Annotated in this window: 10 protein-coding genes, 1 tRNA gene and 2 pseudogenes; 8 read left to right on the top strand and 5 right to left on the bottom strand. The window is 51.5% G+C overall.

Going from position 1 to position 14,819, the window contains the following annotated elements; genetic code table 11:
- Window position 1: 1 nt before the first annotated feature.
- The gene (gene feoB / locus PORAS_RS03335) at window positions 2-2,521 is read right to left on the bottom strand and encodes a ferrous iron transport protein B (protein WP_004331469.1); all 2,520 of its coding nucleotides are present in this window, start codon (window positions 2,519-2,521) and stop codon (window positions 2-4) included.
- A gap of 255 nt (window positions 2,522-2,776) precedes the next feature.
- Between feoB and recA the strand changes: the two genes are divergently transcribed.
- The 5 genes from recA (at window position 2,777) to PORAS_RS03310 (ending at window position 8,241) form a co-directional block, all read left to right on the top strand.
- Window positions 2,777-3,913, top strand: a complete 1,137-nt coding sequence (recA, locus tag PORAS_RS03330; protein ID WP_004331486.1) for a recombinase RecA — start codon at window positions 2,777-2,779, stop codon at window positions 3,911-3,913.
- 127 nt (window positions 3,914-4,040) lie between these two features.
- Entirely contained in the window at window positions 4,041-4,520 is a 480-nt protein-coding gene (locus PORAS_RS03325; RefSeq protein ID WP_013760178.1) for an A1S_2505 family phage non-structural protein, read from the top strand.
- A complete protein-coding gene (locus tag PORAS_RS03320) occupies window positions 4,517-5,539 on the top strand; it encodes a GNAT family N-acetyltransferase (protein WP_004331473.1) in 1,023 nt (340 codons plus the stop codon). The genes PORAS_RS03325 and PORAS_RS03320 overlap by 4 nt, the downstream gene beginning before the upstream one ends.
- A 31-nt stretch (window positions 5,540-5,570) precedes the next feature.
- Window positions 5,571-6,962, top strand: coding sequence for a UDP-2,3-diacetamido-2,3-dideoxy-alpha-D-glucuronate deacetylase VimE (gene vimE, locus PORAS_RS03315; RefSeq protein WP_013760176.1), 1,392 nt, complete (start codon window positions 5,571-5,573; stop codon window positions 6,960-6,962).
- Window positions 6,963-6,975: 13 nt separating this feature from the next.
- Window positions 6,976-8,241 carry a glycosyltransferase gene (locus PORAS_RS03310; protein ID WP_013760175.1) on the top strand — a complete coding sequence of 422 codons (1,266 nt, stop codon included), beginning with the start codon at window positions 6,976-6,978 and terminating at the stop codon, window positions 8,239-8,241.
- Window positions 8,242-8,344: 103 nt separating this feature from the next.
- Here the strand turns inward: PORAS_RS03310 and rbr are convergent, their stop codons facing one another.
- The 4 genes from rbr to PORAS_RS03290 all read right to left on the bottom strand — a co-directional run bounded on the left by rbr (window position 8,345) and on the right by PORAS_RS03290 (window position 10,314).
- Complete coding sequence (rbr, locus tag PORAS_RS03305; protein WP_013760174.1) at window positions 8,345-8,926, bottom strand: rubrerythrin; 582 nt, start codon at window positions 8,924-8,926, stop codon at window positions 8,345-8,347.
- Window positions 8,927-9,104: 178 nt separating this feature from the next.
- Entirely contained in the window at window positions 9,105-9,287 is a 183-nt protein-coding gene (rpmF, locus tag PORAS_RS03300; protein WP_004331464.1) for a 50S ribosomal protein L32, read from the bottom strand.
- A gap of 15 nt (window positions 9,288-9,302) precedes the next feature.
- Window positions 9,303-9,833 carry a YceD family protein gene (locus tag PORAS_RS03295; protein WP_004331457.1) on the bottom strand — a complete coding sequence of 177 codons (531 nt, stop codon included), beginning with the start codon at window positions 9,831-9,833 and terminating at the stop codon, window positions 9,303-9,305.
- Window positions 9,834-10,229: 396 nt separating this feature from the next.
- Window positions 10,230-10,314, bottom strand: a tRNA-Ser gene (locus tag PORAS_RS03290).
- Between the two features lie 599 nt (window positions 10,315-10,913).
- Between PORAS_RS03290 and PORAS_RS03285 the strand changes: the two are divergent.
- From PORAS_RS03285 to PORAS_RS03275, 3 genes and pseudogenes are all read left to right on the top strand, one after another.
- Window positions 10,914-11,843 (top strand): annotated as a pseudogene (locus PORAS_RS03285) (IS256 family transposase, variant Zn-binding type); the annotation flags it as partial.
- A gap of 292 nt (window positions 11,844-12,135) precedes the next feature.
- Entirely contained in the window at window positions 12,136-13,446 is a 1,311-nt protein-coding gene (locus PORAS_RS03280) for a hypothetical protein (protein WP_013760173.1), read from the top strand.
- A gap of 269 nt (window positions 13,447-13,715) precedes the next feature.
- Window positions 13,716-14,645 (top strand): annotated as a pseudogene (locus PORAS_RS03275) (IS256 family transposase, variant Zn-binding type); the annotation flags it as partial.
- Between the last annotated feature and the right edge of the window lie 174 nt (window positions 14,646-14,819).

The following is a 14,819-nucleotide window of genomic DNA, read 5'->3' as shown; positions in this document are numbered from 1 at the left end:
ATTATATAATGAGTAGTCCTATCAGTCGTGCTAGATAAGCCACAATCCAGGCTAGTACGCAGGTGTAGACGACTACAAAGAGTCCCCACCAGCCACTGTTGAGCTCCTTAGAAACGGCCACCACGGTGGCAACGCAAGGCATATAGATGAGTACGAAGATGAGGAAGCAGATCGCTATCAGTGGCGTGTATAGAGGCTCCCCAGTGACGGGGTCTTTCTCTTGGCGCATCTGTCGGGAGAGTGCCGAGCTACCCACGGCAAAGTCGTCGTTCTCCTCGTCCACCGTCTCATTACCCGTATAGATGACGCTGAGGGAGCTGACAACTACCTCTTTGGCCGGTAGACCAGCCACAAGTGCTACGCTGAGCTTCCAGTCGAATCCGAGGGGTGCTAGGACCGGTTGTACTGTCTGCCCGATACGTCCTAGGTAAGAGCCCTCTTGCTGCTTCATATGCGCTTGGCGCTCTATCTCAGCAACCTGCTCGCTGCGCTCGCTGTCAGAGAGGGTGCTCTGCTGCACCTGAGCTATCTGCTCCTCCGCACGAGACATCACCTCTTCACGTGGATAGTAGCCCAGAGCCCATATGATGACCGAGGCAACGAGAATGACCGATCCCATCTTGTGGAGGTACTCGCGCGCCTTATCCCACATGTGTATGCCCACGGCGCGTGCCATCGGGATACGGTACGGCGGTAGCTCCATGACGAAGGGGAGATCCTCCGACTTGAAGAGTACGCGGCGGAAAAGCTTCGCCATAAGGAAAGCCAGCAGCACCCCAAGGGCGTACAGTCCGAAGAGAACCAGCCCAGCATGCTGGGGGAAGAAGGTACCCGCAATGAGGATGTAGACCGGTAGTCTAGCACTACAGCTCATGAGCGAAGTGACTAGCACCGTGATGATGCGACTCTGCCGGCTCTCGATCGTGCGAGATGCCATCACGGCAGGTACATTGCACCCAAAGCCCATGATGAGCGGGATGAAGGACTTGCCGTGCAGACCCATGTGGTGCATCAGTTTATCCATGAGGAAGGTGGCTCGAGCCATATAGCCCGTGTCCTCCATGAGGGATATGAAGAGATAGAGGATGAGGATGTTTGGCAAGAAGACGAGAACTCCGCCCACACCGCCTATGACACCCGTCACCAGTAGGTCTCGCAGAGGTCCTGGAGCCATCATTCCGTAGATCCACGCACCGAGAGCGTCCACGCCCTGCTCGATCCAATCCATCGGGAAGGCACCCAGAGCGAAGGTCGCCTCAAACATGATAAATAGGAAGGCGAGGAAGATCGGATAGCCCCAGATAGGGTGTATGAGGAGGTTGTCTATACGATCCGTTATGGAGCGTATGCGACGCTTGTTCGGGCGGTAGGTCTCTCTAAGCGCACCCGCGATGAAACCGTACCGCTGATTGATGATATAGTTCTCTAGATCCTCTTCGTTGGAGTGGTTCTTACGCAGTCTGTTCTCCTCGTAGGCTGTGGCGGTGAGTAAGAAGTCGCCCTTCGCTTGTTGCTTGATGAAGCTGTGCGTGTGTGGGTCTCCCTCGAGGAGCTTGACCGCCAAGTAGCGGGGAGATAGGTGGTCGGGGAAGGTCGCATGCTCGATGAGCTTCTTCTGAAGGGTTGCTATGCTCTGCTCTAGGTCCGTCCCGTAGTTTATCTGCAGGAAGCGACGATCCGCATAGAGATTTTCGTCAACGAGCTGACGCACCTTGTCAAAAAGCTCGAAGACCCCTACTCCCTTGCGACAAATGGTCGGAACCATCGGCGTGCCGAGGAGGTCTGAGAGCTGCTGTATGTCGAGCTGATTCTTCTTCTGCTCGAACTCGTCCCACATGTTAAGTGCGATAACCATCGGGATACCCATCTCACGAACCTGCACAGCGAGGTAAAGCTGACGCTCTAGATTGGTCGCATCAAGTACATCGATGACCACGTCGGGACGTGTCTCCTCATTGGTCAGATAGTCACGGATGTAAAGCTCCTCAGGCGAATAGGGAGATAATGAATATGTACCGGGTAGATCAATCAGCACGTAACGAACGCCCTGATAGTCGAAGTGCGCCTCCTTAGCCTCGACAGTCACCCCGCTATAGTTACCAACACGCTCATGCGCTCCACTAGCATGGTTAAAGAGAGTCGTCTTGCCACTATTGGGATTACCGATAAGGGCAATACGTAGCGAGCGAGATATAGCAATGCGTTCAGAGGCTACGGGCTCTGCAAGTGGGGCACCTGGTCCTCCATGGACAAACGCGTGCTCCAATGGAGGCAGCTCCTCCGAAGAGGAGGCTGGATCAACGAGTTCTACCGTGATCAGCCCAGCCTCTTTGCGACGCAGCGAGACGTTGTAGTCCATCAGCCGATAGTAGACAGGATCCTTCAGCGGGGCTGCTTGAATTACCTCCACCACCTGCCCCTGTACGAAGCCCATCTCTAGGATACGCTTGCGAAAGGCTCCATGCCCACCGACCGATAGGATACGAGCTCGGTCACCATTATGTAACTCCGACAATTTCATGCGCCACAAAGATAGCAAAAGCTGGCCGAGCGACCTGCACGAGATAGTACCTAATACTAGGTATCTCCTACTTTTTTTGGGCGAAACATCGACCGATGAACCGTGTAGCCTTACAGGTCGTTATTCGTAAGATTTGGCGGTTTGTGCAAAGATTTACTGAGCTGTTCCTTTTTTCATTACCTTTGTATGGGAGGCTGTCTATACTGAGAGCGAGCGCTCACAGACCTCCTATATTCAACTAAATACTAGGTATATATGGCAAAGAAAAACGAGAAGACTGTCGTCACTCCACCGATCACAGACACTGCGGCAAAGATGAAGGCGCTGGAGACTACGATGGGACGCATACAGAAGCAGTTTGGCAAGGGTGCTATCATGAATATGGCAGATGATGCCGTGGAGGATGTGAGTGTGATCCCCTCGGGGAGCTTGACGCTCGACATAGCCCTCGGTGTCGGGGGCTATCCTCGTGGGCGTATCATAGAGATCTTTGGTCCGGAGTCTTCGGGTAAGACGACGCTGGCTATCCACGCTATTGCCGAGGCGCAGAAGCTGGGCGGTATTGCTGCGATCATCGATGCGGAGCATGCTTTTGATCCGACTTATGCACAGGCTCTGGGGGTAGACATTAGTCGTCTGTGGATCTCTCAGCCTGATGATGGTGAGCAGGCGCTCGACATTGCCGAGCAGCTGATTCGCTCGTCGGCGGTTGACATCCTCGTAGTGGATTCGGTAGCTGCTCTGACTCCCAAGGCGGAGATAGAGGGTGAGATGGGAGATACGCAGGTGGGTCTGCATGCACGTCTCATGTCTCGTGCTATGCGCAAGATCACAGCTGCGGTGAGTCGCTCTAAGACTTGCTGTATCTTCATCAACCAGCTACGTATGAAGATCAGTAGCGGCTATAGTCCTACGGGACCTAGCGAAGTGACGACGGGTGGTAATGCGCTGAAGTTTTACTCCTCTGTGCGTCTAGACATACGCGCTTACAAGCAGATCAAGAAGGGCGACGACGTGGTCGGTAAGGTGACGAGCGTACGTGTCGTCAAGAACAAGGTGGCTCCACCCTTCCGTCGTGCTGAGTTTGACATACTCTTCGGTCAGGGCATCAATCGTGTAGGCGAGATTATCGATGCTGCTACCGATATGGGTATCCTCAAGAAGAGTGGCTCGTGGTACTCCTACCAGGGAAATAACATCGGCCAAGGTCGTGATGCGGTCAAGGAGCTGCTCGATGACAACCCTGAGCTGGCAGATGAAGTGGCGCAGCAGGTGATGGATCAGCTAGCTCATGAGGGTAAGCTACATCTCTCTCAAGAGACCTCTGAGGGCGAGGAGGGCGAAGATCTAGACACGACAGATCAGCTGGTCGACGAGGACTTTGAGATATAATATATAGTCAGAGAGGCGTGAGGTGCATGAGTGATGGCTGTAGCACCTTGCGAGTCTCTCTGATCTACGCTATCAGACAGAGTTGGGTCTACTGCGATCCAAGCATAAATTCAACAGCATAGTTACAATGACAGCTCGACAACTCCCTAATGGTTGGCAGCAGCTCTCCGATCGCTCTGACAGTCAGTATACGCCAGAGTGTATCTCTGTGCTCCAAGAGAACGAGATATTTATCTTCGGCAGTAATCTGCTAGGACGTCACATGGGAGGTGCTGCACGGACTGCACACCGAGTCTTTAACGCAGAGATGGGTGTCTTCGAGGGCTTGACGGGGCAGGCTTATGCTTTGCCGACGCTGGACAAGGATATGCATCCGGTGACACCAGAGGCGCTGCGTGCGAGCTTCCATCGTTTGCTTCTCTTTGTCTTAGATCATTCGAAGCTCACCTTTTACCTCACAGAGGTGGGGTGCGGTATCGCCGGGTGGCCTATTGAAGATGTGAGAGACTTGCTGTGGAAAGCTGTACGTGAACTCTCTGAGGAGGCTTACGAGCTGCGAGCTATGCCAACTAATCTCTTGATCCCAAAGCGGTTTAGTAAGTCGTGAGTTCCTCCGTTGGTCGTCTCTTGCTCTCGGGTGAGCAGTACACTCGATGGTGTGCTGAGACACCCTCGCTACCGCTCTATGTGCAGCCCTGGTGGCTCCTAGCAGCATCTGGGAGGGAGGAAATGTCTGTACTCGCTACGATAGGGACTAAGGAGGGTGCTCCGATGCTTATGTGGCCACTCTTTATGCCTACACGACGCCACCTGATTGTGCCCCCTGGCTGTCAGTCTGCTGGTCCTCTAAGTGATCGCTCGGGGACGGTGGGAGGTCATTCTTTCGATCGGGATCGATACATTGCTCATCTAGCAGCTATGCGAGCGCTGGGTGAGGCACTACCTTCATCGCTACGCTATATAGAGGCGCACCTACCGCTGGACTACTGGGACTGGCTCCCGTATGAAACGCCGGCGGGTGTATGGCGCAGCTCGGTCGCCTATACCCATCTTCTAGACTTGACGCTAAGCTCGCCTCAAGAGCTGTACAATAACTTGATCCGACGGAAAATTCGCCGCGCCACCACCTTAGGTCTGCAAGAGCTCTGGAGTGATGAAACGAATGTGACAATCTGTGTGGAGATGCTGCTGAAGCTCTGCCGTAAGAGTCTGCAGCGCAGCGGAGGAGATCGTCTCTGTGCCTCCTCGCTGAGACGACTCATGACGGCTGCTGTGGCGCGTCGACAGGGTACCGTCTTGCTCCTGCTCTCGCCACATACGGACGAGCCTGTGGCAGGGGCCTTCGTGGCGCATCATGCTGGCACCGCATACTACATTGCGGGAGGACAGGTGAGAACGCCTGAGGGTGAGGATGCGATGGCTCTACTACTGGATAGACTCATCTCGTGGAGCCAAGAGACGGGGTGTCATACCTTTGACTTTGAGGGGTCTATGCAGCGTGGCATTGCTTTTTTCTTTCGCAGCTTTGGAGCTGTACCACACCCCTACCTGCGTCTACAGGCAGGGCGACAGACGCTCACTATGCGTCTGCAGCTGCGTCGGTACTATCTACAGCATCTCTACTGAGTTCGTTTGACTTGTAAAGCTATCGATCTATATGCGACACGACGAGGCGTCAGAATATATCTTATCTTTCCTACTTGGGGATGCGATCCCGCTCGATATCTCGGGCAAGATCCGCATCTCGCGACACACTCAGGTGCAGCGCTCACCAGACTACGTCGCCTACTGCCGTCCTGAGGAAGCGGAGCCATATCATCGTGTGGTGATCGTGCCATCGGGCTTTTTTGACTATGATCAGTATGGTCGTGCTGAGTCGATGCCGGCGTTGCCGCTGGCAGAGTGGCATGGGATGCCTCTGCTCTTTGGAGAGCCTCGTGAGGAGTATCTAGACACACCTTATGGTAGGCGGCTGGTAATCTATGCTGATCTAGTGGCAAGTAGCTTCTTCCTACTATCACGCTACGAGGAGATATACTATCGTAGGCGGCGAGATGAGCATGGTCGCTTCCCTGGACGGGAGTCGCTGCCCTATCGGGCCGGCTTTTTGGAGCGTCCGCTGGTAGATGAGTATGCTGCGGAGCTACGACGACTAATGAGCGAGATAGGTCTGGCGGTGCAGCCGATGGTACCTGGATTTAGCTCGATCTCTCTGACACATGATCTAGATCAACCGTACTACAGCTCGGGTGTGCGGGGATTCCTGCGCTTGCTCCTCAAGGAGCGTCTCTCTCTACGAGCTGCCTATCACAATACATTCTCACGAGCTAGTGAGGATCTCTTCTTTAGCTATAGTCGCTTCCTCGATTGGAATGTGGAGACACAGCGTAAGTGTGCTGCACTCGTGCGTACGATCTTCTTTATCAAGACTCCCAGCCCGCATCCCCTAGACAAGCCTAACTATACGCTGCGTAATCGTAAGATAGCGGCTATCATGCGCCTGGCGCGAAGGCGTAAGGTGGAGTTTGGGCTGCACCTGAACCTCTACTGCTCTGAGCATCCTGAGGCAGTGGAGGCTGCTAAGGTAGAGCTAGAGAAAGAACTGGGCCAGTCAGTCATCTACTCTCGCCATCACTACCTAGCGGTGCGTGAGCCTGAGGACTACAATGCGCTCCTCGGGGCTGGTATCTATCATGATTACTCTATGGGGTATGCAGATGTGGCCGGCTTTAGGCTAGGTACCTCACGACCCGTACGCTTTATCAATCCGCAAAGCATGGAGGTTACGGACCTGATCCTGCATCCGCTTACGGTGATGGACTACACGCTACACGATGAGAAGTATATGCACCTAGACTACGCAGAGGCTGAGCGTGTCGCTGTGGCAATGATCAATCAGACGCACAAGTATCATGGAGAGGTGACGCTACTCTTTCACAATGAGAATCTGCTGCTAGACGATCCGCACATTTACCACACACGCCTATACCGAACTTTGCTGCGCCAGATCATCAAGCTTTCGCCCGCACCTGACATCGTAGGGTTATAGTCCTAGCTCTCCTATGCGCCCTCATCGTATCCTGCTACTGACTGACTTGCTGCCCCCGCAGTTTGCGCCCCGTATCACGGCACTCCTGCAGCGGCTCCCCGAGCGTGACTGGCAGGTCGATGTGGTGAGCGAGGAGATACGAGGGGATCACCTAGGCTCTCACGGCTCTGTGGAGCGTCTGAGTAGCTTGCCCGCGCATCGTCTAGAACGTGTGACACTAGCGCCTACGAGGGGCAGGTCTCTCTATGCGCTTGCTGATGCCCTATGGCAGGTGAAGAGCAGGCTCTTCGTACGTCACTTGCGACGACATTACGACTTGACACAGTACGCACTGATCGTGGGAATGAGTTATCGTACCTTCCCGCTACCAGCGGCAGCTCGCTTGGCACGGCAGACGGGGCTCCCCGCCATCATGGACTGTCGAGACATCGTCGAGGAGTATACGCCTGAGGGCTTTCTACCAGCACCGCTACCTCGTTGGTTACCTCTGCGTAAAGAGGCTTATCGTTGGCTGCGAAGACAATTTATCAAAGCTCGTACAAAGGCTCTGAGGGCAGCCACAGCCATCACGACTGTCTCTGAGTGGCATCGTGACCAGTTGCAGCAGTTGCACCCGGACCAGCAGGTCTTCTGTATCCCGAATGGTTATGACGAGAGACTCTTTGTCGCATCGCCTGAGGTGGCTCCTCAATTGCCTCTGCGCATTGTTTATACAGGACGACTACTCTCTCTAGATATGCGCGACCCGACGCTGCTCCTAGAGGCGCTGCAAGAGAGTGCGCTGAGTAGGTGGGTGCGTCGTGGCGCTGTCGAGGTTCACTGGTACTGTGACAACGCTTCGCAGCAACTTCTAGAAAGCCTCCTGGGGCGTTATAGCGATGAGGTGCGAACCTGTCAACACTTTCACGCGATGGTGCCTTATGCTGAGGTGCCTAAGCTGCTGGCTCAGGCAGACATACTCCTCCTCTTAGGACGTCGTGAGCAGCCCGAGGGTCCTCACGGGATGGTTACGACGAAGCTCTTTGAGGCGATGGCTATGCATCGACCGATCCTGATGGTGGAGAGCGACGAAAGCGTTGTAGCTCAGATCCTCAGAGCGCATGCGGGATCGCTTGCTGCTACTGATGTGGCGCAGGTCGTGCAGTTTGTCGCTCACCACTTGGAGCGTCTAGAGCGTGGCGAGGTGCTACCGGTAGATACCTTTACCGACCACTACCAGCAGTACACACGTGCAGCGATGGCGGAGGCTTTTGCGCAGCTCTTCGGCACACTTGTATGAGTATCCCGCTCTGTCTAGGGGAAAATATATGAATCAAGCCCAGCAAACGCATCGTCTGCTGGGCTTGATGTGTCTAGGCTGTTTGCCTATGCGTCACTTATTATTAGTAGTTGTCGCGCATTGGCTCGAAGAACTCCTGTGGGTGATCGCAAGCTGGGCACTTAGCGGGTGCCTTCTTAGCCTTAACGACGAAGCCACAGTTGCGGCACTGCCAGTAGATCTCCTCGTCACGCTCGAAGAACTTGCCAGCCTCGACACGCTCTAGGAGCTTGAGGTAGCGCATCTCATGCTCATGCTCAGCCTTAGCTACGTTGCGATAGACGGCTGCAATCTCCTTGAAGCCCTCCTCCTCAGCGATGTCGGCGAACTCAGGATAGAGCTCCTCAGCCTCGCAGTGCTCACCAGCAGCGGCAGCCTTTAGATTCTCAGCTGTGGTGCCGATGACACCAGCAGGATAAGAAGCAGTGATCTCTAGATCACCACCCTCGAGAAACTTGAAGAAACGCTTAGCGTGCTCCTTTTCCTGATCAGCAGTCTCCTGGAAGATAGCCTCGATCTGACGATAGCCTTCATCCTTCGCTACGCTAGCGAAGTATGTATAGCGATTCCTAGCTTGTGACTCTCCTGCGAATGACTTCAGGAGGTTCTGCTCGGTACGTGTACCTTTGATTGATTTCTTACTCATAGATAGGTATTCTTAAAAGGTTAAATGGTTCTATTACCACTACAAAGATACCTATTTATTATGACTCGTGCAAACATGCGCCTGCGAGATTGGCGCCCGCATCATACAAGTAAAGCCCCTAGAGCGATCTGAAGATCGTCTAGGGGCTTCCGTCTTATCGCTTAGCAGTGTGGGGCGATTATGCCTCCTCCTGCTCGATAGCTAGTTGTCCACGGTAGTAACCACACTCAGGACAGATGGTGTGATATACGTGCCATGCTCCACAGTTGCTACACTTAGCTAGTGTGGGGGTTGCTGCTTTGTCGTGCGTTCTACGCTTGGCAGTGCGCATCTTGGACTGCCGTCTTTTGGGATGTGCCATTGTTTATCTATTTTATTATTTATCCTTCTCTTGTTGTAGTGAGTCACGTAGCGCATCGAGCTTAGCCCAGCGACCATCCTTTTCGCCCTCTGCGGTGGGATCGAGATCATCTAGGATGGCCTGCATATCCTCTGCACACGCTCCATCGGGATGCATCCGGCTGATGGGGAGTGAGAGCACGATCAGATCGTAGATCAGGTCAGCGCAGTCGAGCGAGGGGCTGTGATGCGGTACGATAATCTCCTCATCGCTCACCTCCTCGTACTGGTTGCCCAGCTTGACGACAAGATGCTGAGTCATATCAACGCGCATCTCTAGGGGTGCTAAGCATCGATCACAATGCGTCTCCACTGAGCCCGAGAGCGTCAGCTGAAGGTCGAAAGTGTCTCCGACACGATCTATGCGAATGGCGCATGCCACGGGACCTCCGCTGAGGTCAAACGTAGGACGTGACTCTAGAAAAGCTGAGTCCGCAACAAAGTCTTCGGTCGAGACGCCTTGTGGCAATCCCTTGAAATGTATCGTATAGTGACCTCCGTGAGACATGACGTGCTACAAACTTCTCTAAAATGACTCTAGAGAGACACCATAAGGTGTACTCTAGGGGTATGAGCGCAAAGGTACAGAAAATTCAGTAGACGGCAAGCGCTAGTTTTTGCACATTTCAACTTACCGGCTCACTCTGGTCATCGCTTTTACAGAACAATCCGCCTAAAGAGATTGGTCCAACGGCAATTAGTAGCTCGCTCTAACTCTATGCGACTCAAGTGTTTTTGAAGAGAAGTGTAGCCATTGGAGCGTATTTTTGGGCGTTTCGGCTATCTCTGTAACTACTCTGAAGAGGTAGAGGTCTATAAAACAAAAGTATCGTAACTCGTTAGAATTACGATACTTATACTTTTTCGGTAGTGCTCTCTGGCGGTGCTGCCAGAGTACTTAAAGCGGAGAGGGAGGGATTCGAACCCCCGGACCCGTGAAGGTCAACGGTTTTCAAGACCGCCGCGATCGACCACTCTGCCACCTCTCCTTGCTTGACGACTGACTGAAGGAGTAATCCTCCTCAGTTCGCGAGCACACATCTCCTCCGATGTGGTTGCAAAGGTACTACAATTTCTCAAATAAACAAGTCTCCACCTTTGCAATCAACTGGCTAGTTTTTATTTTTGAGGTGCTGGGAAGAAGGTAGATCCCCACGTGGAAATTCTCAAATCTCCACGTGGAGAATAAAAAATCTCCACGTGGATATGAAATGAAACTTCGGAGGAATCAAATGAAACTTCGGAGGAATCGTTTCGTCCCTACGTGGAGAATAAAAAATATCCACGTGGGAAATCGAAAATCTCCACGTGGATATTCTGTTTTATAGTCTCAGTTGATTAGAATACTTCATCCTAAAGTTTTCCCAGCACCTCAAAAATAGACTTATAGGTCAAAATGGTGGGTGAGTTAAAGGTCTTTTCTAGGTATAGAGAGACATATAAGGGTTTGAAAAGCTTTGAAGTGTTAAAAGTGAGCCAATGCGAATGTATAGGTCAAAACGGTGGGTGATACAGGGGGATAAGCCAGTGTTTATCGTATCTTTGAGCATTTGAAAAGGCGAAAAAATGGACCAAAAAATGTCCGAAGTGTGGGAGCCTCAGTGTGATTAGTCATGGACGCAGGGGTACACACAAGAGATATTTGTGCAAGAACTGTGGCTCATCGTTCACAGGAAAAAGGCACATAAGTAAGGAGCAGATATGGGACTTGTACCAGAGTGGCTTATCGCAGGCTAAAATCGCGGAAGCACTTGGAGTAAGTCCGAGCACGATAAAACGGAGACTTCAGGAGGTCTCAGTTGACTTTAAGACGCCCATATTAAGCGAGGGAGTTATTCACATAGATGCGACGTATTGGGGTAGAAACCAAGGACTAATCGTTGCGTTGGACGATAAAAGTGGTTGCGTACTCTATCGGGAGTGGATCTCTCACGAAAGCAAAGTGGACTACGCAACAGCCCTTAAAAAGATAGAGGAAGGGGGCTATAAGATATTGGCAGTGGTAACTGATGGAGGAGTCGGTCTTGACGTGGCACTGAAGCATTTTCCCACACAAATGTGCCAGTATCACTTTATCGCAATCGTCCGACGAAAACTTACTCTTCGACCCAAACTACCTGCGTCTCAAGAGCTTCTGGCACTTGCTATGAGTGTAGGAAAGATATCCCGTATCACATTCTGCTCGCAGCTCAAAAAGTGGGAGACCAAGTGGGATACTTTTCTCAAGGAGAAGACCATAAATGATGAAAACGGCAAATGGCAATACACGCACAAATCACTTAGATCAGCCCACTTTTCCTTTCGTCAATACCTCCCTACACTCTTTACTTACGAGGAACATCCGGATATACAGATCCCTAAAACCAATAACGCCATTGAAGGGCTATTTACTGCACTCAAAAGCCGTCTTAGAGCGCATAATGGAATGTCCCAAGCTCACAAGAAACGATTCGTGGATGGTTTTTTTAGGCATAGGGATATCGCCCAGTTTACATCCAAAAAAGAGGAGGGGCAATAGTACCCCTCCCCTGTCAGTGTAAACTGTTCTGACTCCATTGACCGTATCCCTCACCGGTTGCACCCCTGCAGAGCCGGCTACGTTTCAGGTCAACGAACAAAGGTATCTGTTTTTTTCTTCTACTTCGCCCACCATTTTGACCTATACTTCAGTACGAAAATGGCTATTAGGCTGTTTTACCCACCATTTTGACCTATACGCCTTATTTTATTACCTTTGTAACGTGGTTATTGAGTTGCAATACAGGTTGCATAGATAGCCGATTACCTATCCTATTCATTTCGTTATTATCATGAAACTGGCATATAACTTATCGATCCTGATCGGGCTTATGATGCTTCTCTCAGGCTGTGGCTTGATGAAGCTCTTCACCTCGGAGCCAAGGGATGTCTGCAAGGCGCAATTGGAGACCAAGGAAGGAGCTACCTACACAGGGTATCTTAGGATGCCTATGTCGGGGGACAAGGAGCTCAAGCTCTTCGATGACCTCGCCCTCGCCCATTCAGCCGGCACCTTCAAGTCCGAGGACCTGAAAGGCATCGAGCTAAGCAACCCCAAGAAACCGGACTCGAGCTATCGCTTTGAGTACAAAAAGTTCTCCACCTTCCTGCAAAGCAATGCCGCATGGATGACTCTCGTAGATAGGGGACCTGAGCTTACGGCCTACCTCCTGGCCTCTTCGTACAAGATTGATGAGAATGGGGACATCTTCTTCATCGGCAACGAGCAGCGGATCATACGTAGTGGAGGAAGTATGGCTGTGGTAAAGCCCAGCTTCCCACTATTCTTGGAGAAACGCGGAGGTATCCTAAGAAAGGTTGCTCTGGTACACGGGATCAACTATGAAGGATCTCAGTTTAGAGGCGGAGTGGTCAGATTCCTTGCCGATGATCCGGAGCTCTGTAGCTATGTGAGAGGACTGAAGTGGGAGTTTGAGGACATAGATAAGGTGGTGAAGTACTACGATCCTCACCGCAAGGGTGAGCTGGTCATTAAGGATGACCGGGGTCAAGTCCTCGCTCTGCCACCACATAAGATGGTCACGGGTGCGCTGTCAGGCGAGCTTATCTACACTGCGGATCTGGCTAAAAACCTAACGCCACACTTTGGGATGGCCTCCTACCTCGGGCTCCGCTCATCCCTCGGGACGTACTTCACTTATGGCGGGTCTGTAGGGTTCAATCAGCCCTGCCTCGTGGATGATACGGCACTGATAACGGAGGATCCGAGCTTCTTGTCGAAAGATCGCAAGGAAGTGGAGGTACCTCAGGAGTTCATCAAGCGAGTGACCCTTTTTAGCTTCAATGCTTTTGCGGGTCTGCAGGTGCCGCTTGACCTAAAGTCTGTATATGTCATTCCTTCCCTGAGTGGATGTGTTACCGGTGACCTTCACTCCGACTACAGCCTGATCAGTGCTGGACCGCTCGTAAGGTGCGACTTTGGCATCCCCTTGAAGTATGGGAATATGCTCTTCTTCGGTGCCGGATACAAGTATGGCTTCCCCATCAAGGATGCAGATGAGATGGCAGCTGACAACTACAAGAATGTGACCCCTTATGGTCAGTCTCATACCGTCTTTCTGTCCATCGGTTATATGTATTGACCCGTAGATCTTCCTTAAATAAGGGAGCGAAAGAGATTCTCTTTCGCTCCCTTATTATTATAGACTTATAGGTCAAAATGGTGGGTGAGTTAAAGGTCTTTTCTAGGTATAGAGAGACATATAAGGGTTTGAAAAGCTTTGAAGTGTTAAAAGTGAGCCAACGCGAATGTATAGGTCAAAACGGTGGGTGATACAGGGGGATAAGCCAGTGTTTATCGTATCTTTGAGCATTTGAAAAGGCGAAAAAATGGACCAAAAAATGTCCGAAGTGTGGGAGCCTCAGTGTGATTAGTCATGGACGCAGGGGTACACACAAGAGATATTTGTGCAAGAACTGTGGCTCATCGTTCACAGGAAAAAGGCACATAAGTAAGGAGCAGATATGGGACTTGTACCAGAGTGGCTTATCGCAGGCTAAAATCGCGGAAGCACTTGGAGTAAGTCCGAGCACGATAAAACGGAGACTTCAGGAGGTCTCAGTTGACTTTAAGACGCCCATATTAAGCGAGGGAGTTATTCACATAGATGCGACGTATTGGGGTAGAAACCAAGGACTAATCGTTGCGTTGGACGATAAAAGTGGTTGCGTACTCTATCGGGAGTGGATCTCTCACGAAAGCAAAGTGGACTACGCAACAGCCCTTAAAAAGATAGAGGAAGGGGGCTATAAGATATTGGCAGTGGTAACTGATGGAGGAGTCGGTCTTGACGTGGCACTGAAGCATTTTCCCACACAAATGTGCCAGTATCACTTTATCGCAATCGTCCGACGAAAACTTACTCTTCGACCCAAACTACCTGCGTCTCAAGAGCTTCTGGCACTTGCTATGAGTGTAGGAAAGATATCCCGTATCACATTCTGCTCGCAGCTCAAAAAGTGGGAGACCAAGTGGGATACTTTTCTCAAGGAGAAGACCATAAATGATGAAAACGGCAAATGGCAATACACGCACAAATCACTTAGATCAGCCCACTTTTCCTTTCGTCAATACCTCCCTACACTCTTTACTTACGAGGAACATCCGGATATACAGATCCCTAAAACCAATAACGCCATTGAAGGGCTATTTACTGCACTCAAAAGCCGTCTTAGAGCGCATAATGGAATGTCCCAAGCTCACAAGAAACGATTCGTGGATGGTTTTTTTAGGCATAGGGATATCGCCCAGTTTACATCCAAAAAAGAGGAGGGGCAATAGTACCCCTCCCCTGTCAGTGTAAACTGTTCTGACTCCATTGACCGTATCCCTCACCGGTTGCACCCCTGCAGAGCCGGCTACGTTTCAGGTCAACGAACAAAGGTATCTGTTTTTTTCTTCTACTTCGCCCACCATTTTGACCTATACGCCCAAAAATAGGAGGTAGCCAATCAA

The organism is Porphyromonas asaccharolytica DSM 20707, from assembly GCF_000212375.1.
Taxonomy (GTDB): domain Bacteria; phylum Bacteroidota; class Bacteroidia; order Bacteroidales; family Porphyromonadaceae; genus Porphyromonas; species Porphyromonas asaccharolytica.
The sequence above is the reverse complement of the archived record's forward strand: the minus strand, read 5'-3'. Positions and strand labels throughout refer to the sequence as shown.

Coding starts and splice junctions, on each gene's coding strand:
- feoB (WP_004331469.1), bottom strand. CDS start 2,521: ATGAAATTGTCGGAGTTACATAATGGTGACCGAGCTCGTATCCTATCG.
- recA (WP_004331486.1), top strand. CDS start 2,777: ATGGCAAAGAAAAACGAGAAGACTGTCGTCACTCCACCGATCACAGAC.
- PORAS_RS03325 (WP_013760178.1), top strand. CDS start 4,041: ATGACAGCTCGACAACTCCCTAATGGTTGGCAGCAGCTCTCCGATCGC.
- vimE (WP_013760176.1), top strand. CDS start 5,571: ATGCGACACGACGAGGCGTCAGAATATATCTTATCTTTCCTACTTGGG.
- PORAS_RS03310 (WP_013760175.1), top strand. CDS start 6,976: ATGCGCCCTCATCGTATCCTGCTACTGACTGACTTGCTGCCCCCGCAG.
- rbr (WP_013760174.1), bottom strand. CDS start 8,926: ATGAGTAAGAAATCAATCAAAGGTACACGTACCGAGCAGAACCTCCTG.
- rpmF (WP_004331464.1), bottom strand. CDS start 9,287: ATGGCACATCCCAAAAGACGGCAGTCCAAGATGCGCACTGCCAAGCGT.
- PORAS_RS03295 (WP_004331457.1), bottom strand. CDS start 9,833: ATGTCTCACGGAGGTCACTATACGATACATTTCAAGGGATTGCCACAA.
- PORAS_RS03280 (WP_013760173.1), top strand. CDS start 12,136: ATGAAACTGGCATATAACTTATCGATCCTGATCGGGCTTATGATGCTT.